This window comes from Allolucifera butyrica (assembly GCF_900476375.1).
Classification (GTDB): domain Bacteria; phylum Bacillota; class Negativicutes; order Sporomusales; family UPPP01; genus Lucifera; species Lucifera butyrica.
Genome location: NZ_UPPP01000060.1, coordinates 13,939 through 36,416, shown reverse-complemented (window position 1 = coordinate 36,416; position 22,478 = coordinate 13,939). Strand labels below are relative to the sequence as shown.

18 protein-coding genes, 1 pseudogene and 1 riboswitch are annotated in these 22,478 nt (G+C 46.9%); of the genes and pseudogenes, 8 read left to right on the top strand and 11 right to left on the bottom strand.

Going from position 1 to position 22,478, the window contains the following annotated elements:
* Positions 1-18 precede the first annotated feature (18 nt).
* The 3 genes from LUCIF_RS05505 to LUCIF_RS05500 form a co-directional block, all read right to left on the bottom strand.
* Complete coding sequence (locus LUCIF_RS05505; protein ID WP_165865900.1) at positions 19-1,134, bottom strand: YeiH family protein; 1,116 nt, start codon at positions 1,132-1,134, stop codon at positions 19-21.
* Positions 1,127-1,267 (bottom strand): hypothetical protein, encoded by a 141-nt coding sequence (locus tag LUCIF_RS25985; protein ID WP_165865899.1) that lies wholly within the window; start codon positions 1,265-1,267, stop codon positions 1,127-1,129. Before LUCIF_RS25985 ends, LUCIF_RS05505 begins: the two co-directional genes overlap by 8 nt.
* Positions 1,268-1,487: 220 nt before the next feature.
* Positions 1,488-2,825, bottom strand: coding sequence for a 6-phospho-beta-glucosidase (locus LUCIF_RS05500; RefSeq protein ID WP_122626875.1), 1,338 nt, complete (start codon positions 2,823-2,825; stop codon positions 1,488-1,490).
* Between the two features lie 113 nt (positions 2,826-2,938).
* Between LUCIF_RS05500 and LUCIF_RS05495 the strand changes: the two genes are divergently transcribed.
* Together LUCIF_RS05495 and thiC are read left to right on the top strand one after the other, a co-directional pair.
* Positions 2,939-4,294, top strand: a complete 1,356-nt coding sequence (locus tag LUCIF_RS05495) for an aminotransferase-like domain-containing protein (protein ID WP_122626874.1) — start codon at positions 2,939-2,941, stop codon at positions 4,292-4,294.
* A gap of 78 nt (positions 4,295-4,372) precedes the next feature.
* Positions 4,373-4,472, top strand: a riboswitch (TPP riboswitch).
* 59 nt (positions 4,473-4,531) lie between these two features.
* Positions 4,532-5,833 (top strand): phosphomethylpyrimidine synthase ThiC, encoded by a 1,302-nt coding sequence (gene thiC, locus LUCIF_RS05490; RefSeq protein ID WP_122626933.1) that lies wholly within the window; start codon positions 4,532-4,534, stop codon positions 5,831-5,833.
* Between the two features lie 13 nt (positions 5,834-5,846).
* Here thiC and LUCIF_RS05485 read toward each other — a convergent pair whose 3' ends face one another.
* On the bottom strand, positions 5,847-6,923 hold the full coding sequence (locus LUCIF_RS05485; protein WP_122626873.1) for a M24 family metallopeptidase: 1,077 nt from the start codon (positions 6,921-6,923) through the stop codon (positions 5,847-5,849).
* 235 nt (positions 6,924-7,158) lie between these two features.
* Here LUCIF_RS05485 and LUCIF_RS05480 point away from each other — a divergent pair, with 235 nt between their 5' ends.
* The 5 genes from LUCIF_RS05480 (at position 7,159) to LUCIF_RS05460 (ending at position 14,424) form a co-directional block, all read left to right on the top strand.
* The gene (locus tag LUCIF_RS05480; RefSeq protein WP_122626872.1) at positions 7,159-8,139 is read left to right on the top strand and encodes a 3'-5' exoribonuclease YhaM family protein; all 981 of its coding nucleotides are present in this window, start codon (positions 7,159-7,161) and stop codon (positions 8,137-8,139) included.
* A gap of 191 nt (positions 8,140-8,330) precedes the next feature.
* The gene (locus LUCIF_RS05475; protein WP_207857051.1) at positions 8,331-9,425 is read left to right on the top strand and encodes a response regulator; all 1,095 of its coding nucleotides are present in this window, start codon (positions 8,331-8,333) and stop codon (positions 9,423-9,425) included.
* Between the two features lie 210 nt (positions 9,426-9,635).
* Entirely contained in the window at positions 9,636-11,291 is a 1,656-nt protein-coding gene (locus LUCIF_RS05470) for an ATP-binding protein (protein WP_122626871.1), read from the top strand.
* Between the two features lie 174 nt (positions 11,292-11,465).
* Complete coding sequence (locus LUCIF_RS05465) at positions 11,466-12,638, top strand: N-acyl amino acid synthase FeeM domain-containing protein (RefSeq protein WP_122626870.1); 1,173 nt, start codon at positions 11,466-11,468, stop codon at positions 12,636-12,638.
* Complete coding sequence (locus tag LUCIF_RS05460) at positions 12,631-14,424, top strand: B12-binding domain-containing radical SAM protein (protein ID WP_122626869.1); 1,794 nt, start codon at positions 12,631-12,633, stop codon at positions 14,422-14,424. Before LUCIF_RS05465 ends, LUCIF_RS05460 begins: the two co-directional genes overlap by 8 nt.
* 55 nt (positions 14,425-14,479) lie before the next feature.
* Here the strand turns inward: LUCIF_RS05460 and LUCIF_RS25980 are convergent, their stop codons facing one another.
* The 3 genes from LUCIF_RS25980 to LUCIF_RS05450 all read right to left on the bottom strand — a co-directional run bounded on the left by LUCIF_RS25980 (position 14,480) and on the right by LUCIF_RS05450 (position 18,466).
* Positions 14,480-14,638 carry a hypothetical protein gene (locus LUCIF_RS25980; RefSeq protein ID WP_165865898.1) on the bottom strand — a complete coding sequence of 53 codons (159 nt, stop codon included), beginning with the start codon at positions 14,636-14,638 and terminating at the stop codon, positions 14,480-14,482.
* 259 nt (positions 14,639-14,897) lie between these two features.
* Positions 14,898-17,555 (bottom strand): bifunctional YncE family protein/alkaline phosphatase family protein, encoded by a 2,658-nt coding sequence (locus LUCIF_RS05455; RefSeq protein ID WP_122626868.1) that lies wholly within the window; start codon positions 17,553-17,555, stop codon positions 14,898-14,900.
* Between the two features lie 83 nt (positions 17,556-17,638).
* The gene (locus tag LUCIF_RS05450; RefSeq protein WP_122626867.1) at positions 17,639-18,466 is read right to left on the bottom strand and encodes an alpha/beta fold hydrolase; all 828 of its coding nucleotides are present in this window, start codon (positions 18,464-18,466) and stop codon (positions 17,639-17,641) included.
* Between the two features lie 274 nt (positions 18,467-18,740).
* Between LUCIF_RS05450 and LUCIF_RS05445 the strand changes: the two genes are divergently transcribed.
* A complete protein-coding gene (locus tag LUCIF_RS05445; protein ID WP_122626866.1) occupies positions 18,741-19,331 on the top strand; it encodes a DNA-3-methyladenine glycosylase I in 591 nt (196 codons plus the stop codon).
* A 108-nt stretch (positions 19,332-19,439) separates the two neighbouring features.
* Here LUCIF_RS05445 and LUCIF_RS05440 read toward each other — a convergent pair whose 3' ends face one another.
* The 4 genes and pseudogenes from LUCIF_RS05440 to LUCIF_RS26730 form a co-directional block, all read right to left on the bottom strand.
* A complete protein-coding gene (locus LUCIF_RS05440) occupies positions 19,440-20,354 on the bottom strand; it encodes a branched-chain amino acid transaminase (protein WP_122626865.1) in 915 nt (304 codons plus the stop codon).
* Positions 20,355-20,702: 348 nt separating this feature from the next.
* Positions 20,703-21,068, bottom strand: a complete 366-nt coding sequence (locus LUCIF_RS05435; RefSeq protein WP_122626864.1) for a VOC family protein — start codon at positions 21,066-21,068, stop codon at positions 20,703-20,705.
* A 172-nt stretch (positions 21,069-21,240) separates the two neighbouring features.
* The gene (locus tag LUCIF_RS05430; RefSeq protein WP_122626863.1) at positions 21,241-21,870 is read right to left on the bottom strand and encodes a LysE family translocator; all 630 of its coding nucleotides are present in this window, start codon (positions 21,868-21,870) and stop codon (positions 21,241-21,243) included.
* A 155-nt stretch (positions 21,871-22,025) separates the two neighbouring features.
* Positions 22,026-22,403: pseudogene (locus LUCIF_RS26730) on the bottom strand (M23 family metallopeptidase); the annotation flags it as partial.
* Between the last annotated feature and the right edge of the window lie 75 nt (positions 22,404-22,478).

Sequence of the window (22,478 nt, the reverse complement as noted above, 5' to 3'; positions counted from 1 at the left end):
ACCACGCAGCGGTCTTTCTTAGCCAAAGAACATATAAGAAAGCCACAGGACCAGCCCGGATTGAACCACAAAGGCAATCAGGCCTACGAGAATGGACTTAAAGCCGGCAACCCGGATGGTTTGATGGGTAACCTTGAGGCAAATGCCGGTAATAGCGGCGCTGAGCAGTAATGAGGCCAGGGTGAACGGGGTGACGGATGCCGGATAGGTTGCCAAAGGACCGGCAATTGCTGCTGGGATTTTAAAAAAAGTATTAATTAAAACAACAATAAAAAAGCCGATAACGAAAGCTGGCACAGATTTAAGAGCAATAGAGAGGTTGGATTGACTGTTGGACTCTTTGTTTTCGTTAATTGCATAGTACATGCACATTCCCAAAACAAGGACGATAATAAACGCCATACGAATCATTTTGACCATCAGAGCGGCTTTTAAGGCGTCGTTGCCGCCGCCTTGCAGGGAGGCCGCTACAATTTGGGGCAGGTCATGAATGGCCGCACCGCACCAGGTCCCATAGACGGCAGTGGGCATATGAACGGCAACCGCGATAGCCGGATAAGCAACCAGGGCCAATGTTCCCCAGAGCAGGATAACGCCGATGGCGACACCGATTTGTTCTTCCTTGGCCTTGATTCCCGGTGCCGTGGCCAGCGTGGCGGCAATGCCACAGATGGCGGTGCCGACCCCGATCAGCGAGGCCGTTTTATCTTCCAGGCCGAATATCTTTCCCAGGCCCATGGAAACAAAAACTGCCGCAGCGATAGCGACAAGGACGACAACAAGACCTTGCCAGCCGATTACGGCTAAGTAACTATAGCTGAATTTTAATCCATAGATAATAATGCCTAAGCGAAGAAACCACTTTTGAGCAAATGACGGGCCGGCTTTTAGACGATCCGGGATTTTAAAAACATTGGCGACAATCAGCGCTAATACGGCCGCAATAAAAATATCAACAAAATAAGTCGTTTTATTGCTTATTTCCCAGCACCAGAGAATTTCCGCGACTACTAAAATTGGCAGGACAATCAGTAAGAGTCCCGGCATTGCTTCACTAATTTCCCAACCAGCCGGAAAATACTTGCCGGGTTTTTTCGGGTTCGCCACTGTTGATGAAGTACTTACTTCAGCCATACGTTTCCCTCCTCGAATGATTGTTTTTAGTTTTGCCATCCGCCGGCGGCAGATGTTCACTGGCGTTCCTGTTATCACCTCCCATTTTCCGGATTGCGCGGCCCGTATCACCTCCCTTTGTTATCTCGTTCACAAAGTGGGATGTAAAATTCAGATAATTCCTATTTACCATTTTATTACAGCTATTTCGTGCTGTAAAATTAGAAATAACGATGGAAAACATCGTTATTTCTAATATAATCTATATTTTTGTTTGGCGGAATTTAGTACAGGAATTTAATAAGGATAAGGCAACTTTCGTCATAATAATATATCCAATTAGCGGGTTCTTCCGGTGATGTTATGCAACTGGTTTAAACACTCTGGCGGGAGGCAAAATAGGCTTCGAACTGGGGGAGATATTCCCGGTTGGCGTCCAGCATTTCGTCGAGCAGGATTTGAGCCGTTTCATCCGAAGCGACCAGCGGATTGATGGTCATAGCCACCAGCGCCGTGTTGTAGTCTCCGGTGACTGCCGCTTCAACGACCATTCGTTCGAAGGATTTGATCTGCTGCACCAGGCCGTTCACCGCCGGCGGCAGTTCTCCCATGGACAACGGTTTCGGACCGTTTTTGGTAATGACGCAGCTTACTTCTACCGCCGAGCCGGAGGGTATGCCGTCAATGGCCCCCCGATTCGCCGTGACGACCGGCTGGATATCCTTTTTGTCATTATAAAGGGAGCTGATTAAACGGCAGGCCGCATCACTGTAATAGGCACCGCCGCGTTTTTCCAACTGGGGCGGTTTGATATCCAGATTCGGGTCTTTATAAAGTTCGAATAAATCGGCCTCCAGTTTTTTTACTACCTGGCCGCGGGTTTCGCCTTTGGCAAATTCTTTCAGCTCTTCCGCCAGCATTTGGTCTTTCTTGAAATAATAGCGGTGATACGGGCAGGGAATAATACCCAGTCCCTTTACAAATTCGGACACCCATTTTATATTGATGATGTTCTTTACGACACTGTCCATTTGACCGGCCGCAATTTTATCCACCACCTGCCGGGTGACTTGTTCCCCATCTAAATAAACATTTAAGCCGAATACCATATGATTGAGTCCGGCAAAATCAATTCTGACCCGGCCGGGGTCTACATCCAGGAGCCTGGCGACGCCCATTTCCATGCCGATGGGGACATTGCACAGACCGATAACTTTTTTATTCCGGCCGTATTTCAGCAAGGCTTCGGTAACAATTCCTGACGGATTGGTAAAGTTGACCAGACAGGCATCGGGACACAATTCGGCCATATCTTTGTCGATAGCCAAAATGACCGGTACCGTCCGCAGCGCTTTCATCATGCCGCCGGCGCCATTGGTTTCCTGGCCCATATAGCCGTGGCTTAAAGGAATGCGTTCGTCCCGGATGCGGGCTTCCAGAAAGCCCACACGTAGCTGGGTGGTTACGAAATCGGCACCGGGAAGCGCTTCCCGGCGATTGAGAGAAGTATGGATTTCGATAGGAACGCCGGCTTTTTTAACCATCCTTTTAGCCAGTTCGCCGACGATACGAAGTTTTTCCCGGCCGGCTTCGATATCTACCAGCCATAATTCCCGGACCGGCAGTTCGGCATAGCGTTTAATAAACCCTTCCACAATTTCCGGCGTATAGCTGGAGCCGCCGCCGATTGTAACAATTTTTAATCCGTTCATGCAATAACCCTCCTCAATTGTGGCAATCTTTTATATAATCATTATAGGGTTGGTTATCACCAGCCTCAAGGACGAGAAAGGCAAACTGTGCCGGTACAGTTGGGAGGGACCGCATGGAAACGTTTTATCAGCAAATCGCCGCCGAACTGGAATGCAATATTCGTGACGGTTATTACAAAAACACGCGAAAATTACCGTCCGTACGGGAATTATGCGCCCGTTACGGCTGCAGCAAAAGTACGGTCATCAAGGCGTTTGATACGTTAAAAAGCAAACATATCGTATATTCCGTGCCGCAGAGCGGCTATTATCTTGTTGAAAATTGCCTCCGCCGGATGGAAGAGTCCACCGGGGTGATTGACTTTTCTACCGGCAATCCGGTTATTGGCGATGCTTATCTTCCTGATCTTAAGCATTGCCTCGACCGGGCTGTGGATATCGGTCAAAATTATTCTTTAAGCCGTCATTTGCATGGGACTGAATCACTCCGAAATTTGCTGCCGAACTATTTGGCTGATTTTCAGGTCTTTACGTCGGTGCCCAATATTTTTATTAACTTAGGTGTGCAGCAAGCCTTGAGTATATTGACCCGGATGCCGTTCCCCAATGGCCGGGACCGGATTTTGGTCGAACAGCCTACGTACCGTTTTTTTATCGAATTTTTAAAATATCACGGCGCCGGGATTCTTGGCATCGCGCGGGATGAGAAGGGGATCGACCTGGATCGATTGGAATCGTTGTTTAAAACTGCCAATATTAAATTTTTTTATACCGTACCGCGCAATCACAATCCCCTGGGTACCGCCTACAGCGCCGGACAGCGCAAGGCCATTGCCAGGCTGGCTGCCAGATACGACGTCTATATTGTGGAAGATGATTATTTTGGCGATGTCGTAACCGACGTCCGCTATGATCCAATTTATGCGTACGGCGATCATTATCATCATATTTATTTAAAAAGTTTTTCCAAAATTATGCCGTGGTTTCGCATCGGCATAATGGTTGTGCCGACTCATCTGACCGAGCTTTTTGCCGAGCATATCTGGTTTTCTTATTTTTCTTCCTACTTCTCCGCTTCTTTAGTTTCTCAGGCGACGCTGGATATATATATCCGCAGTAACATTCTGAAAAAGCAGGCCGCTTCAATAAAAAAAGAGCTGGACGGGCGGCTGAAGTGTTTACAGCCTGAACTGCGGCGGCTGCAAAAAAACGGGGTGCGGTATGTCGGCGGCCAATGCGGTTTTTATTCCTACTTGAAACTTCCCGGGAACCTTGACGAACAGCAGTTGATTCATGAATTAGGACGGCAAAACGTTCTGGTAACGCCGGGGCGCTTCTATTATGCGGAAGATGCGGCGTACGAAAAGGGAATCCGGCTTAGCATCGCCCGCACCGATGCCGCCAGGATAAAAAAGGGGCTGTCAATTATTAACGAAACCTTGGAAAATATGGGGCGGGGCCGGGTGTGATATTTAAATTTATTTCCGTACTGCCATCTTTACAAGCCATGGAAAAATAAGGTATGATTAAGCTGGAAACAAAAAAATAAAGTAGGCTAGGGGTGCTGTAACAAGCTGAGAGGATTAATATCCAACCCTTTAACCTGATGTGGTTAGTACCACCGTAGGGAAGCTCAATTAAAAATCAAAACAGCTTGCCGGGTGGCAAGCTGTTTTTTATTTAAATTAAAGAAAGAGGGTAAAAAAATGACTTACACGACTCAAATGGATGCGGCCAAAAAAGGGATTGTCACTCCCCAGATGCAGGCGGTGGCAGCCAAGGAAAAAATGGATGTGGCGGTGCTGCGGGCGCTAATCGCCGAAGGCAAAGTTGTGGTCCCGGCGAACAAAAATCACGTTAGTTTAAGCCCCGAAGGCGTCGGGACGGGATTACGCACTAAAATCAATGTAAATTTGGGTGTTTCCAAAGATTGCTGCGACATTGACCTGGAATTAACGAAAGCGAAAAAGGCTATTGAGCTAAAGGCCGAAGCGATTATGGACCTGAGCTGCTTCGGCAAGACGCAGGAATTCCGGCGGAAACTGGTTGCCATGTCGTCGGCCATGATTGGCACCGTGCCGATGTATGATGCGGTCGGAATGCTGGGTAAAGACTTAAAAGAGATTACGGTGGATGAATTTTTCGCGGTAGTTGAGCGGCATGCGGAGGATGGCGTGGATTTTATGACAATTCATTGCGGCATGAACCGGAAAACGGCCGAACGGGTAAAAAAGAATAAACGCCTGACGAACATTGTTTCCCGGGGCGGGTCATTGCTATTCGCCTGGATGGAGCTTAACAACCGGGAAAATCCGTTTTACGAGTACTATGACAGATTGCTTGACCTTTGTGAGAAATATGATATAACACTTAGTCTGGGTGATGCCTGCCGTCCCGGCTCAATCCAGGATTCAACCGACCCGGCGCAAATTGAGGAGTTGATTACTCTCGGCGAACTGACCAAACGGGCCTGGGCGCGCAATGTGCAAGTAATGATCGAAGGGCCGGGCCATATGGCGCTGAATGAAATTGCGGCTAACATGCTGCTGGAGAAGAAATTATGCCATGGTGCTCCTTTTTATGTACTGGGACCGGTTGTAACCGACGTTGCTCCCGGGTACGACCATATTACCAGTGCCATTGGCGGAGCAATCGCTGCCGCCAGCGGCGCCGATTTTCTCTGCTATGTTACGCCGGCGGAACACCTTCGCCTGCCGAATCTCGACGATATCAAGGAAGGAATTATTGCCGCCCGGATTGCCGCTCACGCTGCCGATATCGCGAAGGGAATTCCCGGTGCCCGGGAATGGGATAATCAAATGAGTGCCGCCCGGGCCGACGTGGATTTCTCCCGCATGATTGCTCTGGCGATGGACCCGGAAAAAGCGGGAAAATACCGGCAGGAATCTCAGCCGGAATGTGAAGATACCTGTACCATGTGCGGCAAGATGTGCCCGATGAAGAACATGAAAAAAGTCTTAAATGGCGAAGAGCTAAGCATTATCTGATTGCCGCCGGGCCTTATTCCACGATCATTAGTTCTCTGGGGTACTGATTCAATACTTCGCAGCCGTCGGCTGTGACCAGAACCAGGTCTTCGACACGGATGCCCAGTTCGCCCGGTATTTTAATACTCGGTTCGATCGAGAAAATCATGCCCGCTTCCACCGGGGCCGTATTAACGGCGGAGACATCGCCGAAATCATGGGTTTCCAGGCCGATAGAATGGCCTGTCCGGTTGACAAACCCTTTGCCATAGCCGGCGGTTTCAATACAGCTTCTGGCGGCAGCGTCAATGTCGCAGAACCGGACGCCCGGTTTTATGATTTCAATCGCCCGCTGATTCGCCTCTACAACCAAATTATATACTTTGCGGGCGTGGTCTGAGGCGTGTTTATAAAAGACGGTGCGCGTCATATCGGAACAATAGGAGTTTTTGCGGCAGCCGATATCAATAAGTACGCAATCGCCCGCTTTAAGGCGGCTGTTTCCCGGTATATGGTGAGAATCCGCCGCATTCGCTCCGTAGGCAATAATCGGTTCGAACGAATAGCCCTCCGCATCGAGAGTCTCATAGATTTCTCCTAAAAGGTGAGACAGCTTCTTCTCCGAATGCTGCGGCGAAATGAGTTGAATCAGTTGCCCTATTGCCAAGTCATTTATTCTTGACGCTTCCCGCATAAGGTTTCTTTCTTGCTCATCCTTGTACATTCGCAGCCGGTCCAGAATGCCGGAACCATTCACAAAGGCTTTGTCCTTCTGTTGCTCCATCAGCCGTAACAGGAAATGAGCCGGCCAGTTTTTATCAATCCCGATTGTTTTTGCTTTCCCGATATAACGGGAAAGCACGGCCACGCCGTCTTCAATATCGTTAAACCAGACTTTCTCCACACCCAGGTCCTCGGGCAACGGAAATAATTCATTGATGAACAGTTTATGATTTCCGCTAAGGCTGAGATACAGGACCAGCATTCTTTCCCCGGGGTAAATCCATTTGCCGGTTAAATAGAAAATAGCCGCCGGATCAGAAATCACCATCTGCGGTACGTTTTGTTCAGCCATTGCCTGCAGTACCTTATTCAGCCGTGTCTTATTCATACGCCCACCCCAATTCTCATGTTGTTTTCTTTTATAGAGTTCAGCTGAATACCATATTTATCCTGCCCGCTAATGGATGCTTCTTTTGAGTGAATACCCCCAAGAACGGCCGACTGAGACGGGTTTTTCGCGTCTCGCTAAGAGAAAAGGGTTCGGTGCAATCATGACGAATACAATAAAACAATCATTTGCTAACCAATTGGCAAAGAGTGAAAATATACTGGGGAGAGCGCTAATGAATAATCAGGAATTGAGGCTGTTGAAGCCGGGAGATGTTGTCCAGAGCTTTTATTTGATCCGGGCAGTGGACTGTAAAACATCAAGCAATAACAAAAAGTTTTTGGATATTACCCTCGTGGATCAGACCGGAGAAATGAACGCCAAGCTTTGGGATTGCAGTCAGCAAGAGGAAGAAGATTATGGCCGGCATGCTCTGGTTAAAATAAAAGGAACAGTAAGTGAATGGCAGAGCCGGCTGCAGATAAAAATTGATAAAATCCGGCTTGCCGTCCCGGAAGACGGTCTGAACATTGCCGATTTTGTCCCTGTAGCGCCTAAAGACGGAAACGCTATGTATAATGAGGTCCGGCAATATATTGAAGAAATTCATAATCAGGATTTACAGAAGATCGTGAGTTATATTGTAAACGACAAGAAAGACAAACTCCTGGTTTATCCGGCGGCCAAGCAGAATCATCATGCCGTACGGTCCGGCCTTTTGTATCACATTCTGACAATGCTGCAAATGGGAGAAAAGGTAAGCCAGGTTTATGCCGGTTTAAATAAGGAATTATTATTTGCCGGTATTATCCTGCATGATATTGCCAAACTGGATGAAATGGATGCCGGCGATCTGGGCATTGTTTCGGAATATACCGTAGAAGGAGAATTACTGGGCCACATTATCCAGGGAATAAAAATGATTGACCGCGCCGCCGAACTGGTGGGGGCCGATAAAGAAGTATCCTTGCTGCTGCAGCACATGATTCTTTCCCATCATTACGAACCGGAGTTTGGCAGCCCCAAGCGGCCGATGATCCCGGAGGCCGAAATATTGCACTATCTCGATATTATTGATGCTCGCATGTACGATATAAAAAAAGTACTGGAAACAACACCGACAGGGCAATTTTCGGAAAAGGTATGGCTCTTGCAGAACCGGAAACTGTATAAGACTTCTCTCAAAGGGAACGAGGACATCAAAGATCCCTTCTAAGAGTAAAAAATTCGATGCAATCTTTGCATCGAATTTTTTTGTGTCTAAATTGATACGGAAAAAAACTGTTTTTTTGGAGGATAATGTAAGTTTGTGACGAATTGGTTGTTGGTTGGAAAATTTGGGGATTTTCTGGGCGGATTTGGAAATCGATTGATTCGCTGCGGTCCCCGATGTTTCAGGGAGAGGAGATGGTAACAATTTATGCAGTGAATGTTACTAAACGTCCTTCTTTAATTTTAATCGCCGACGACGAGAGCTTTATGCGCTCTATTTTGAGAGATATTCTGAATCAGGACGGTTATGAAATTGTTGAGGCCCGTGATGGAACAGAGACAGTTTCGCAGTATCAACGTTATCGGCCCGATCTGGTACTGCTGGATGTAATTATGCCCAAAGTCGACGGATGTTCAGTCTGCGCTAAGATTCGCCAGATGGCAGGCGGTAAGCATGTACCGATTCTGATGATTACCTCACGGGAAGATGAAGCGACAATTAATCAGGCTTTTAAGGTGGGAGCGGATGACTATATTATTAAAAGTTTCATTCCCGCCGTACTTCGCTACCGGATAAAACGCTTATTGGAAGCCGAGAACAACCGCAAGATTGCCGAGCACCTAAACCGGCTGGACCGGTTAAACCTGATTGGGGAAATGGCGGCCAGTATTGGTCATGAAGTACGGAACCCAATGACTACGGTTAGAGGCTTTTTGCAATTTTTGGGGTGGAAAAAAGAGCTGGAAAACTATAAGGCCCATTTTGAATTGATGATTGAGGAACTGGACCGGGCCAATGATATTATTAAAGAATTTCTTTCTTTGGCCAAAGACCGGGCCATGGATTTTAAGCTGCTTAAATTAAATGATCTGATACGGGAGATTTTTCCCATGCTGCAGGCCGATGCTTTATTGAATAACTGCTGTATTGAAACTCCCCTGGAGGATGTTCCTGCAGTTATGCTTGATAAACCAAGCATACGCCAATTGATTCTGAATATGACCCGGAATGCGATTGAAGCGATGCCGCAGGGAGGCAAGATCAGGATCGGCACCCGGCACTGCGCAGAAAAAGTATTCTTGTATGTTGAAGATGAAGGCAGCGGCATTCCACCGGAGTTTATGGATAAGTTGGGAACCCCTTTTGCTACGTTAAAAGAAACGGGCTCCGGCTTGGGACTGGCCATATGTTACCGGATTGTGCAGCGCCACGATGCCGAGATTTTCGTAGAAAGCGAATATGGTAAGGGAACGGTCTTTACAGTTCGTTTTAATATACCGGAGCAATGAGACCAATTTCTTCAAGCATATCTCCCTTTTTCTTTTTACCCTCACTACGGTGAGGGATTTTATTTTAGCGTTTTTTCGTACAATAAATCACTTAGTACAGGATTTCGGAGGTTTATGTAGAAATGTACCTTTATATTCAAAAAATGTTATAAAATGGTTTGCTGCCAAGCCTGAAACAAATCGTCGGACGGATACCAGGGAGGCTTTTAAATGAGCTTTTACGAGCTTTCGATAATCGCAACGTTAGCGGCAACCTTCGCCGTGGTATGTGTTTATTTCTTTCTCTTTTCACTCTACCGTCAAACGTATATTGGCCTATGGGCTGTTTTTTGGCTGGTCCATTTTATAAGTCAAATTTTTTACCGTACCCCGCTGCACCAGATACCCACGCCGGTATTAGCGGGAATTCAATTTACGCTAGTCATGAATTATCTATTACTTGTATTTGCTACAAGTAAATTTTTAAAACGAAAAATGTATAAGGGTTGGTATTATTGGACCTTTGGACTAATTTTGGCAGCAGATATTTCTTTTTTATTGAATGCTCCGTTTATACTAGAAGTATTTCCTTCCATTGTTTTCGTTGCCTATGTAAACTTTTGGCACGGATGGATGTTTATACGTAATTTTGAAAGCAAGGGATGGGGGAAAACAATTGTTGGAATTTCTTTTTTTGGAATAGGTTTGCATGCCCTGGATATGCCATTTCTTATGTCTGTGAGCTGGTTTGTGCCCTGGGGCTTTTTAATTAGCGGCCTACTCCGTTTTATTATATCAATCGGTACACTTATGTTATTTGTAGAAAAAAATTTTCGCGATTTAGCGATGAAAGAAAAGCAGTACCGGCTACTGGCCGAAAATGCGGCCGACACCATTTATCTTTACCGCCTGGGAGCAGCGCATAGCTTTGAATATGCCAGCCCTTCCATTACTAAACTGACGGGTTATACGCCCGAAGATTATTATCAGTCGCCGGAATTGTTCTTTTCCCTGGTCCATCCGAGCGACGCCTTTTTATTGGACAGTCTTGTCAGTAATCCGGTCGCCGTTTCCGCCGGCCCCCTGATTATGCGTTTCATCCGGCGGGACCATGCCTTAATCTGGGTGGAACAAACGACGGTGCCCATTCTGGATGAAAGCGGTGCCTGTACCGGTTTCGAAGGAATTATCCGCGATATCTCGGTCCGGAAAGAACTGGAACAGGATGTTTCCCGCCTGGATCGGCTAAATACGGTTGGGCAGATGGCGGCCAATGTGGCGCATGAAATCCGGAATCCCCTGACAACGGTACAGGGATATCTGCAGTTTTTCCTCAAGAAACCTGACTTCAACGGTTACCGGGAGCATTTCACGCTGCTGATCAGTGAACTGGAACGGGCCAATCTGATTATTAAGGAATATTTGTCGTTATGCAAAAATAAAGCCCGTGATTTGAAGGTCTGTCAGTTAAACAAAATCATTCAGGAGCTCTATCCTCTGATCAAAGCCGATGCCAATGCCTCGAGCAAGGATGTTCGCTATCTTCCGGAAGCCCTTCCGGATATCCATCTGGACGAAAAGGAAATCCGGCAGCTCATTTTGAATTTAGTCCGCAATGGCCTGGAAGCGATGGAACACGGCGGGATCATTACACTGCGGACGTATGAACAAGACGGAGATGTTTACCTGACGATTCAAGACCAGGGAAAGGGGATTCCGCCGCATATTATGGAAAATCTGGGCAAGCCCTTTTTGACTACCAAAGAAAACGGTACCGGTCTTGGGCTTGCCGTCGTCTACCGGATAGCCAGTGACCATCAGGCCAAAGTCCAGGTGGATTCCGGCCCGCAGGGAACAACGTTCCGTATCGTATTTAAAGCGAAATAGTTGAAACAACGGTTAATTTAAGGAGTCCTAAACAGGGCTCTTTTTGTTTTTGGGGCGTTTTTTACAGACATTAAAAAATTTGTCAATAAAAGGGCGTGAGAGGGGGTGGTGGATTTGCTTGTTTGATGCCATTTTCCAGAATTTGTTCTCAGACAAAAAAGGGGGGAGTAAAAAATGATTAATAAAGAGACGGAACTTTATTGCAAAGACAATACAGATGAGTCATTACAAATTCGGATTGCGGAACGAGCCGGAGAAAAACGGGAGATCTACCGGCTGCGCTATGAAGTGTATGTTGAGGAAATGGGAAAAGCGCTGGGTGCCATTGCTAAAAAAAGAAAGCAAATCTATGATCCTCTGGATGAACGAAGCATCTTAATTTACGTACAGGCTGGCAGTGCTATTATTGCCACTATGCGTTTAACGATTCAGGCTGCGGAAGATTATCCGGCTGACCTGGCCGAAGTATTTCAAATGCATGAGTTTAAGACGTTGCACAACCGCTTTTCCCTTTTTGGTCTCGGCACGAAGCTTGCTGTTGTACCCCAATATCGTAGCTCACCTGCCTTTTATTTGATTCTGGCAGAGGCTTATCGGCTTCTTCGCGAACAAAATGCTTCAATCTGCTTTACTGGTGGTAATCCTTATTTGGTCCCGCTATATGAGCGGGTAGGATTCAGACAATTTACCCGTAACTTTACTGATCCCGGATATGGTCTTTTAGTTCCTTTGGTACTGCTGTTGGAAGATACGGACCATATGAAGGCGGTTAGATCACCTCTTTATCGGCATGCAAGAAAATATTTTAATGATTTAACAACAGCGCAGGCATTTGGGAAGGGATTTCCGGAAGCCGGCCAAGTTTTCAACACCCAATTAGTGACTGCCGAAAGTTTATGGGAGTATGTAGAAGATCAATTGTCCCGCTCTCCGCTGGCAATTCCGGTATTTAGGCATCTTGACGGGAAAAGCGCTATGGAACTTCTGCGGGCAGGCGCGATATTTTCCTGCTCGCCGGGCGACTGCATTGTATATGAGGGCGGCGTATGCAACGATTTTTATCTTTTGCTTGCGGGCAGCCTGACTTCTCAATCCAAACCGGCAGCGCGCCTTTTGCGCCCGGGAGACCACTTCGGCGGGTTAATGCTGCCGGGCGGATCAAGGCAGACGGAAGCGGTTTCGGCCATAACCGGTGTCGAGTTATTTGTGCTGCCCCGGCAGGCGTTCGAACGGTACCAGCATCTGTATCCTGAGGCGGCGGCAGTCTTTGTGCGGAATCTAAAAGAAACTCAAAATTTGGACCGGACTGATTCAATTACCGAACAGGGAGGCTATAACCATGAATAAAAAGCTTGATTTACTGTTGGTAAACAGTTTTGCGCCCCGGCATCGGATCGCTTCCGATGCGGCGCTGGAAAACGGCCTGGCCGTAATCCGTACCTATCTGGAAGACCGCGGTTTTAGCGTCTACGTCGCCGACGAACAGCGGATTTCTCTCGTGGAGAGCGGTGTTCCCGGCTGGTGCCGGCAGTTTCTCCGGCGATTGGTCCAGTGGCAGCTAAAATGTTATAACAGCCGGTTTAAGGCGCTGGCCGTTATTGCCATGCTGCTGGCCTGGCCGTTGCAATCGCTGACCCTTTATTACCGTAAAAAACATATGGACAAGATGATTGACAATCTCACGGCCCTGGTTAAGACTGATCGGATTTCCTTAGTAGGTATCAAAGTCTGGGGTGGAACGCCCTATACCTGGAGTGTCAAACTGGCTCAAAAAGTCAGGGAGATCAATCCGGAAACCACGGTAATTGCCGGCGGCCCCCATGTCAAAGTATACGGGGAAAATGTTCTGGCCCACGGTGAATTTGATTTGGCAGTGATGGGGCCCGGGGAAGAACTGCTGGAGATTCTGCTAAAGCTGCGGCAAACAGCAGCCAATAAAGCTGCTTTCCTGGAACAAGTGCGGCGGCAGTTCGGACCGTCTCCGCTAATCCGTACCGGACATTACAGCGAACAGGGCGACTACCTGTTTCATTCCTTTACAGTTCCCCGTTACCGGGCGGTGGACATGCAGGACAAAGTCTGGTTTCATACTCTGGTAGACGGGTTGGGGTGCACCTGGAACCAGTGCAGTTTTTGCTCGCATACGCGGCAGAAGATTCATTACACCGCCAGACCGGTGGAGGAGATAAAGGCCGAGATTGAGGCAATGGTCAGCCGGGGGATTGCCTTTTTCCGCTTTAGCAGTTCCGAAACGCCCATCGGCCATGGACGGGCTATTGCCCGGATGATTTTGGCAGCGAACCTGAAAATAAATTACTCCCTATTTGCCCGGCCGGCCAACGTAACGGAGCAGATCTACGAAAGTTACCGCCTGATGATCCGGTCCGGTCTGAGAGCAGTTTTTCTGGGGGGAGAAACCGGGCATGACCTTATTAATGATAAAATTATGAATAAAGGAGTGACAAAAAAGAATATCATTGATACCATTCAGTGCATTAAATTGGCGGCAGCCAAGGAAGGGTTGTCCTGCCAGACCGTATTGTCCCTGATTTATCCTTGTCCGGTTGTGCCGGGGGTATTCCTGGAAGATGTCTTCCGGGAAAATATAAGTTTGATTCAAGAGGCCAATCCGGATGCAGTAATTGTAAATCCTCCCGGTGTATTTCCCGGCACGGCCTGGTTCGACAAAAAAGAAGAGCTGGGCTTTAAGCTGGGAGAAAACTTTTTGGATGAACTGATGAATTACGAATATTCCATTTACAAACCGGTTGAGTTTTGGCGCCATTTGAACTATGAGTTAAATGAACTGGATATGCGGGGCCTCATGCGGGAGATGGCCAGACTGAATAAAGCGGTGACAGACCTGGGAATTCCGGTTAACATCTCCGATGATTATCTAATGATGAGTCAAGCAATCGGTTATAGCTCCAAGGCAGATTTGTTCGAGTTTAAACGAATTTCCTTTGTTGACATTATCAGCGGGACCTGTAATTTCATTCAAGAAATTACAGGAAAAATGAATTATTGCAGCCGGCTGCTGGCCGCCGCCAATTTTCCGGCTGCAGCCGGCAGGCCGGAAAGAACGGCAACGAAACCGGGAGTGGGGGATTTGCCGCAGCAAGTAAAAGCTTAAACAGAAGAAGGCTGCCCTTAGGGCAGCCTTCTTCTGTTAATCTACTATGTAATCTTTATTCATTGGATATCGGCACCAATGCAATCCAGATATCAGACTTTGCTTTACGGCGGGTAAGTCGATTGTATCTTTTCATCGTTTTCAGGAGACAGCCAATCCTTTTGGTCATAGTGATCCTGCCATAGCGAACATAGATACCCCACGCTTTACTCATAAACGCACGTCCTTTCTCTGTTTAAAAATAGTAGATAAGATAATAGCATAAACAAGCGAACGAGAGTAAAAGGATTGCGTTTTCAATATTGATTTATAATTATTATATCACGTATGTTGACATAATGTTAAGTGGAGGTTTTATCCAGTGATATTGTAGGGCATCCATCCAGCAATTCCGCTGGATGAATGAACCGTGAAAAAGGAATTTAATTAAAAAAGAAATGCTCGGGTAGGAGCACTTCTTTTTACAATCCCGATTAATCATCGTCCTCTGATGTAGTTTGTTGGTAAGGCGTACCTTTAATACTTTCCCAGAGAATCTTGTTCAATATATTATCCTGGGATTCCTCATCTGCCCGGCTAAAGTCAAGATTCGCAGATAAGCCGGTCATTTTTTGCAAGCTATGATATTTTTTCAGGTCCGGGTTCCCGGCATTTTCCTGGGCCGCCGCATAGAATTGCCGGTCTGGTTTTCCGGTAAAAATGTCATACATGGGCAAAGCTGCCGCATCATACATGCTCATGGGCTTGAGGCCGAGGATCAGTTCCATCGTTCGCAGCATACTGGCCTGATCATAGTGAGTATGATTTACAGTGCCGTGCTTTACGTAGGGGCTGATTACCAGACCTACCGTGCGGTGGGCATCCACATGGTCGCTGCCGTTTTGCGCATCATCCTCCGTAACAAAAATGGCGGAGTCTTTCCAGATGGGACTTTGAGAAATCTTTTGTACAATTTCACCTAAAGCCTGGTCATTTTGCGCCACTAACTCTTTGGGAGTCAAAAATCCCGGTTTTAAGCCGGCAGTATGGTCATTCGGCAGCCAAATGTAATTGAAAACAGGGACCGTACCGGCCGCCAATTCTCTATCCAATTCATGATTAAAGGCGCTAGCCCGGTCAAGATCGGAATATTTAAGATCCCATCCCCGGTAATTAAACTGATAATGACTGAGATATTCGGCTACCGCATCCAGCAACTGTTGATTTTGCACCATCCGTTCAGCCAAAGCCGTGCTTCCGGTCAGAACCGTTGAAAGGTTATTGCGGAGATTCGCATCGCCGGCAAGCAGTTTTTTCAGCGCCTCCGGACTCTGCAAATCGCTATACGGTTTGAAGAGATCAAAAAACTTACCCATAACTCCGGTACCGTTGCGGCCGTCAGTCCGGCGTAAAAACTGATAATAATCAACCGTTAAAGGATCGTTAAGACCTAATACGTTTGTCAATACGTAGTATAAGCCACTATGCAGATAATAGTTTTCTCCGTAAATCCTGAAAGAAAGATGGTTATCTGCTAACTTTTTCCATATATAACCATTGGGCGGATAGCTAATGGGTACCACACCGCCGTCATAATGCGGATACCGGTCGGAGTAAAGAAGGGGGGTGTTTTTTTCCACATAGTCATTGGAATAGGCGCCGGCGGTCCAGGCATGGCCTTGAACGGAGACTTCGGCATCGGCATAATAATTATCCATGGTTACAAATTTTTCGGCCAGTGCATGAGCATTGGGGGTAATATCCCGACCGAACAGGACCAGATCGGGATCGCCGTTGGCCTGGGAAAGATCGCCCAATATCTGGTCGTAGGTACGATTTTCCCGGACAATGAAAAAGATATGTTTAATCGGACTGGCTCCGCCTGCATAACGGGGAACCGGGTTATTGCCCCCGAACTGTCCGGCGGCATCTTTGGAGGCGTTGTCCAGAGCATTTCCCAGTACCTGTCCGGTTAACGCCGCCAGTTGACCGGGAGCAGGATCGGCCAGGATAGACGCTGTGCCGGTGATCATACTGTAATCATATTGACTTTGATTCGGGGCGTTGGTGCCCGGTTTGGGACCATCCAGGTTGGGGCCCAGCCCCAGGCCCTTGCCGTTAAGGGTAACTACCTGCTTAAGCGCAGCATTGTATAAGACTTGAGTGGGATACCAGCCTGTGGGAATATAACCTTGTACGGTGCCGCTGTTTGTATCCACTACGGCGTCGGCATTCGCGCCGGCCAAAGAAACGAAAAGCCGGCTGTTATCGGGAGTAAGCGCCAACCCGGTAGGAGCCGCACCGGACGGTAATCCCTTGAAATGTAAGTCAAACGTTTTGGTCACCTGGGCGGAAGCGGTATCAATGACGGAGACGCTGTCGCTGTTGGTGTTGGCTACATAGAGTGTATTGCCATTTGCGGCTAAAGCCATCATTTCCGGCAATTTGCCAACATTAATTTGACGGGTTGCAGTTCCCGACAAGAGATCCACCTGTGATATACTGTCGGAACCCCAATTGCTCACATAAAGCGTCGTTCCGTCCGGAGCGGGAGTTACCCAGTAAGGATACCGTCCAACCGGGATTTCTTTCGTGATCTGAGCTGTCGCCGTGTCGATCAAGGCAATCTGATCACCCAGATTTTCCGCCACCGCCAGAGTCCCGTCGGCTAATAGAGCCATGCCTGCCGGGTAGTTGGGAACGGATATAGATCCATTCTGCGTCAGTTTGCCGTCGTTAAACGAAAAAACATATACTTTATTATCATTTCCGCCACTGACATAGAGTTTGTCTCCGTTCCGGCTAAACGCAATGCCGAGAAAGCTGGATGGCACCTGCACGCTGTCTATCTTTTTATTTACTTTTAAATCCACAATCGATATTTCCTGTGTTTTAGGACTGCATCCGTTATTGGTCACTGCCAGAAATCGGCCGTTCGGGGAAATAACGCCATTAGTAGGTAAATTGCCTAACGTCACCTGTGTGCCTGCCGGGCTGATGTGCCAGTCGTTGGGCAATACCTGCCCGACGGTTGCCGGGGAGTTGAGGTCGTAGTCACTGTGCGGGGCTGCCTGTACCGGCCCGGCAATGATACCGCCGATTAGTAAGCCCAAGGCCAGTGTTCGTGTTACTGATTTTTGAGAAAAATTCACGCTAACCCTCCTGACTTGTGATTGGATTTCTGTTCATATATCCAATTTTCGCCGCAATGAAAAGTTTACCTACCAATGAATTGTTAAAAAATGGTTAAATCCTCAACCCGGTCCAGCCATTCTGATACTAAAACGGTAAAGACGGTTTCCTGCTCAATTTGTAAATTATGCCCGGCCCGGTCCAGAACGGCAAACGTTGCTCTCGGGTAGCTGTCAAGAATATTCCAGGCATCCTTGTAACCGGCGGTGGCATCCTGCCGTCCCGTCAAGATGAGAACCGGCCGGGTGAATTGTTCAGCAACGGCCTCGATATCAAAAGAAAATTCATAACCGTTATTTTGTAAATTCGTTAAAAACCGGTCATCTGCCAGTTTGAGTCCGAATAGGATTTCTTCCTTGTAGCGTTGTGCGTTTCTTTCATCTTGCACAACTGCCATCGCTGTGAAATCAGCCGCATCTTTGGTCCCGAACATTTTTAATGCGGTTTCATCCCGCTTCAACACAACATGACGGGGGAGATTCCGTTTTTTCCAGTTCGCGATGATTGCCGGGCACAGCAACAGTAAGCCGTCAATCCGGTTTCGCATTTTATGTAATACGCCTCTCGCCAGATATCCACCGTATGACTCACCGGCAAGTAAAAAATTTTCTGCCGGAACGACGGTTTCAATAAATTCGAGAATGACGGCAAGCATTTGATCGGAGGTGGTAATCCAATCTTCGCCTTTGGATTTTCCCATCCCGGGAAGGTCAAGGTAGATTCGCTTATACCCGTTTCTATGCTTAAAGACAGGTTCCATGCAGCCGGACATCAACCTATGGTCCGGATAGAAGCCGTGCAGCATCAACACCGGCTGTCCCGAGCCTTCGATTTCGTAGAACAATGATATATTCTTTAATTTGCATTCCATTTTGTTTGCCGCCTCCGTTTTATTTGGATTGCTTTTTTATAGAATTGAACATATGTTCGTGATTCTATTATACCAAATACAAAATTTACAGATCAATGTTACTTTCTGAATAATGCCTGAGATATTGTAATGGTCCGGAACGGGTAGCGTTTTAGCAGGTTCAATTGTGGCAGGTGAGAGCGGCAATTAATTTTTGCCGGCAGGATTTTTTACTTTTGGCGGTAAATGTTTAAGCAGGAATAAAAGACAGTTTAGGAAAAACGGGGGGATTTTAATGCCGGTTCGATGTGCCTGGGCAGGTGATGATGAGCTATATATCCGTTATCATGACCGGGAATGGGGCATTCCTGTTTATGATGATAACCGGTTATTTGAAATGTTAATATTGGAGGGCATGCAGGCCGGCCTGAGCTGGATCACGGTTTTACGGAAACGGGACCACTTCCGCAAGGTGTTTGACGGTTTTGACGCCTTAAAAATCAGCCAATATGATGAAAAGAAAATCGAAGAATTAGTGAATGATCCCGGGATCATCCGTAACCGGCTTAAAATACGCGCGGCTATCCAAAATGCGGGCTGTTTTTTGGAAATACAGCAAACTCACGGCAGCTTCAGCCGTTTTATCTGGCAGTTTGTCGACGGCGAACCGAGACAGAATGCCTGGCGCAGCCTGCCGGAAGTGCCGGCTAAGACAGCGGAGTCGGACCGGATGAGCCGGGAACTGAAAAAGCGCGGGTTTAAATTTGTCGGCTCAACCATCTGCTATGCTTTTATGCAGGCTGTAGGAATGGTAAATGACCATGTTGTGGATTGCTTCCGTTATGAAGAAATAAAAAGCGGCCTGAATCAGAGCGGGCGACGCTAAAACCAAACCGGCTCCCGGATTTGTTTCATAAATCCAGGAGCCGGTTTTTATTTTGGGACCGGAAAGGATGGTTTTCCAATTACCAAAAGACCGCGTCAGCGCTCTTTCCTAATATACAGGATAGCAAAAACCGGCGTATTTTTTTAGCTTGGCCGTTGCTACCTGGAAGAAGAGTTCTTTAAGCTGACGGCACACGGGACCTTGATGTCCGCTGCCGATTGTCCGGTCATCCACTTCCACAACCGCAACTACTTCCATGGCCGTACCGCTGAAGAATACTTCCTCGGCGGCGTATAATTCGGTCCGGGTAATGCTGCGTTCCACAACTTCCATTCCTAATTCTTCCCGGGCCAGGGTCATAACCGTATCCCGGGTAATGCCTTCCAGAATATTATCCGAGGGCGGCGGCGTGACCAGTTTGCCTTTCCGGACCATGAAGACGTTCTCCCCCGGTCCCTCACAGACGTGGCCGCTGCGGGTTAAGAATAAGGCTTCATCATAGCCGCGGCGCACTACTTCCAGGGAAGCCAGACCGGAGTTCAGATAAGCGGCCGTTGGTTTGGTACGCGGCGGCAGCATATTATCGCTCAAACGCTCCCAGGAAGTGACCGCAACGCGGAGCTCATCCTTGCCGGCGAAATTTCCCATGGGCTGGCAATAGATCACCAGCCGGTTGTCATCATCCAAAAGGGTTGGAGCAATTTGATTGGACCCTTTGAAGGCAAGCGGGCGGATATAAGTCGTGCTGCGGCATTGGTTTTTCCTGAGCAGTTCGGCGGTAGCGCGGCATAATTCGTCCGCGGTATAAGGAATGGGAATATATAGGGTTTTGCAGGATTGCAAAAGACGCTCATAATGTTCCTGCATACGGAAGCCATAAAGCTGTTTGCCGGGTTCATCCCAATAGGCCCGTATACCTTCAAAGCAGCCCAGCCCGTAATTAAACCCCTTGCAGCGCACGCTGATATGCACCTCATTCTCCGGCACAATTTTTCCGTCATAAAAAATGTACATAGTTTCCATTGCTAACCATTCTCCCCCTATGATTTAAAATTAAAATAAAAACAGACTCGCTTATGGAGCGAATCTGTCGCGGTACCATCCATTTTGTTCTTTATTCGTATAACGGCTAGGCCGGCCCGGCTTACTTGATTTCAGCGGGCAACTCAGGGGTGACGTTCGGCACGACAGCGGGTTGCAAGTTTCCAGCCGGCCTTGCTCTCTGTAAACCATGTTGTGATTACTCGTCCCCATCATCATCTTTTGCTATGTTGTGTTTTGCGTGAATGAACGTTTGCTCTTAAATATACTACGAATTGGGACAACCGTCAAGGGCCAGGCTGGTCTAAAGTAGGGGAGACTAATCTAAAGCTACATATTTTCCACGAATTGTATACTGACACCATTGGGGTCTTTAACATAGAAAAATTTAATATGGGGATTAGGTTGATAAGGACCACTATCTACTTCTAGTCCTTTTTCTTTTATAAATTTAATTTTTTCATCAACGGATTCAACTTCGAATCCTAAAGAAATACCCTCAATATTATTATTATTTACTTTATGGTTTGAGCTGCAAATAAGTTCAACTTTTGTTTCTCCGTCACCTAAAAAAGAAATCTCTACTCCAGGCCCCGCAGCAAATCTTCTACTAATCGAAAGCCCTACAATTTCTTGATAAAATTTTAATGAATCCTCCATATCCTGAACCGTAATTGTGCACCAGCAAAATTTCATAATAAATTCACTCCTTACTCTCTTGTCAGTTTTAATTTAATTGTTATATTCCATTTCATGTCTCTCAAAAAAGCATTCAAGGCTAACGGTGGCGGTGCCCGAGAAACAGTCATATCGCTGAATATTGAATTAGGGAGGCGATTTCTTATTTCAGTTGACAAGAAATAAGATCTTAGCTTTTTTCAGCGGTCAGAAGCTTTGCGCCCAAAAGTAAATAAATGCTTCCGCAGATTTTGTTCATCATACTAGCTGCCTTGGCGCTCTGATGAAGAAATGCTGTTACTTTTGATGAAAAAAGTACTAGGAAAAGACACCAAAGAGTACCCGTGGTTAAGAAGGTTATTCCTAAGAGTATAAAGGGTATAATTCCATAGCTGTTTTGGGAGGCGATAAACTGCGGCAAAAAGGAAACAAAGAAAAGAGCCACCTTAGGATTCAGTACATTTGTTATTAATCCTTGTAAGTAGGTATCTTTATTAGACATTACCTTCACATTTTGTGAAACTAAAATATTATTTTTTGAGAACAGCGTTGTGATGCCTAAATAGCCAAGGTATAGAGCACCGGCTGTTTTGACAATCCCAAAGGCCAGGGCGGATTGAGATAAAACGACAGAGAGTCCGAGTGCAGCAAGCAAGGTATGGACAGCGCCGCCGGAACTAATGCCTAAAACAGAATAAATACCGGCCCTGCGGCCTTGTGAAATGCTTCGGCTTAAAATGTAAATGGTATCTGATCCAGGAGTAATATTAAGAATGATGCCAGCGATAAGAAACATTTCATAGTGGTTGATACCAAACATAGCAAGTACTCCTTTACTCTAATGAAATATATTATTAAAATTATATTCTTTAGCAAATAATAACAATCCTTTATATTACATTAAAGCAGGGGGAAGACCTACCTATTGGGGGTTATTTTTATAATAAACAGCCCGATTGGCTGGGCTGCGTTAACTTAGTATAAAATCAAAAATTTAAAAGGATCCACAGCGGTGCCATTTATTCTGACTTCGTAATGGACATGCGGGCCGGTACTATTCCCGGTGCTGCCGGAGTAAGAAATAATTTGACCTTTTTTCACATTTTGACCAACGCTTACGGCTATTTGCGAATTGTGCCCGTAAATCGTCTCAATACCGTTACCATGATCAATTTCGACGATATTGCCATAGCCGCCGGACCATCCGCTCTTTATAACCTTCCCATCAGCGGTCGCAACAACGGGCGTGCCCATATTGACAGCGATATCGATCCCCGGATGGAATTCACTGCCGTCTTCCCAAGGCGAATTACGCCAGCCAAAGCCGGAAGTAAGTGCTCCGCTAACCGGCCAAATGGAAGGAGTATTGGCAAGACCTTCAACTTGTTTATTTTCCAAAGGCTGGTTATGTTTTACCTCAACTGCAGT

What these genes read in the sequence shown, in the direction of transcription:
- LUCIF_RS05505 (WP_165865900.1), bottom strand. Translation starts at nt 1,134, where the DNA reads ATGGCTGAAGTAAGTACTTCATCAACAGTGGCGAACCCGAAAAAACCC.
- LUCIF_RS05475 (WP_207857051.1), top strand. Translation starts at nt 8,331, where the DNA reads ATGGTAACAATTTATGCAGTGAATGTTACTAAACGTCCTTCTTTAATT.
- LUCIF_RS05480 (WP_122626872.1), top strand. Translation starts at nt 7,159, where the DNA reads ATGAATAATCAGGAATTGAGGCTGTTGAAGCCGGGAGATGTTGTCCAG.
- LUCIF_RS05435 (WP_122626864.1), bottom strand. Translation starts at nt 21,068, where the DNA reads ATGAAATTTTGCTGGTGCACAATTACGGTTCAGGATATGGAGGATTCA.
- LUCIF_RS05500 (WP_122626875.1), bottom strand. Translation starts at nt 2,825, where the DNA reads ATGAACGGATTAAAAATTGTTACAATCGGCGGCGGCTCCAGCTATACG.
- LUCIF_RS05465 (WP_122626870.1), top strand. Translation starts at nt 11,466, where the DNA reads ATGATTAATAAAGAGACGGAACTTTATTGCAAAGACAATACAGATGAG.
- LUCIF_RS05485 (WP_122626873.1), bottom strand. Translation starts at nt 6,923, where the DNA reads ATGAATAAGACACGGCTGAATAAGGTACTGCAGGCAATGGCTGAACAA.
- LUCIF_RS05440 (WP_122626865.1), bottom strand. Translation starts at nt 20,354, where the DNA reads ATGGAAACTATGTACATTTTTTATGACGGAAAAATTGTGCCGGAGAAT.
- LUCIF_RS05460 (WP_122626869.1), top strand. Translation starts at nt 12,631, where the DNA reads ATGAATAAAAAGCTTGATTTACTGTTGGTAAACAGTTTTGCGCCCCGG.
- LUCIF_RS25980 (WP_165865898.1), bottom strand. Translation starts at nt 14,638, where the DNA reads ATGAGTAAAGCGTGGGGTATCTATGTTCGCTATGGCAGGATCACTATG.
- LUCIF_RS05430 (WP_122626863.1), bottom strand. Translation starts at nt 21,870, where the DNA reads ATGTTTGGTATCAACCACTATGAAATGTTTCTTATCGCTGGCATCATT.
- LUCIF_RS05470 (WP_122626871.1), top strand. Translation starts at nt 9,636, where the DNA reads ATGAGCTTTTACGAGCTTTCGATAATCGCAACGTTAGCGGCAACCTTC.
- LUCIF_RS05445 (WP_122626866.1), top strand. Translation starts at nt 18,741, where the DNA reads ATGCCGGTTCGATGTGCCTGGGCAGGTGATGATGAGCTATATATCCGT.
- thiC (WP_122626933.1), top strand. Translation starts at nt 4,532, where the DNA reads ATGACTTACACGACTCAAATGGATGCGGCCAAAAAAGGGATTGTCACT.
- LUCIF_RS05495 (WP_122626874.1), top strand. Translation starts at nt 2,939, where the DNA reads ATGGAAACGTTTTATCAGCAAATCGCCGCCGAACTGGAATGCAATATT.
- LUCIF_RS05450 (WP_122626867.1), bottom strand. Translation starts at nt 18,466, where the DNA reads ATGGAATGCAAATTAAAGAATATATCATTGTTCTACGAAATCGAAGGC.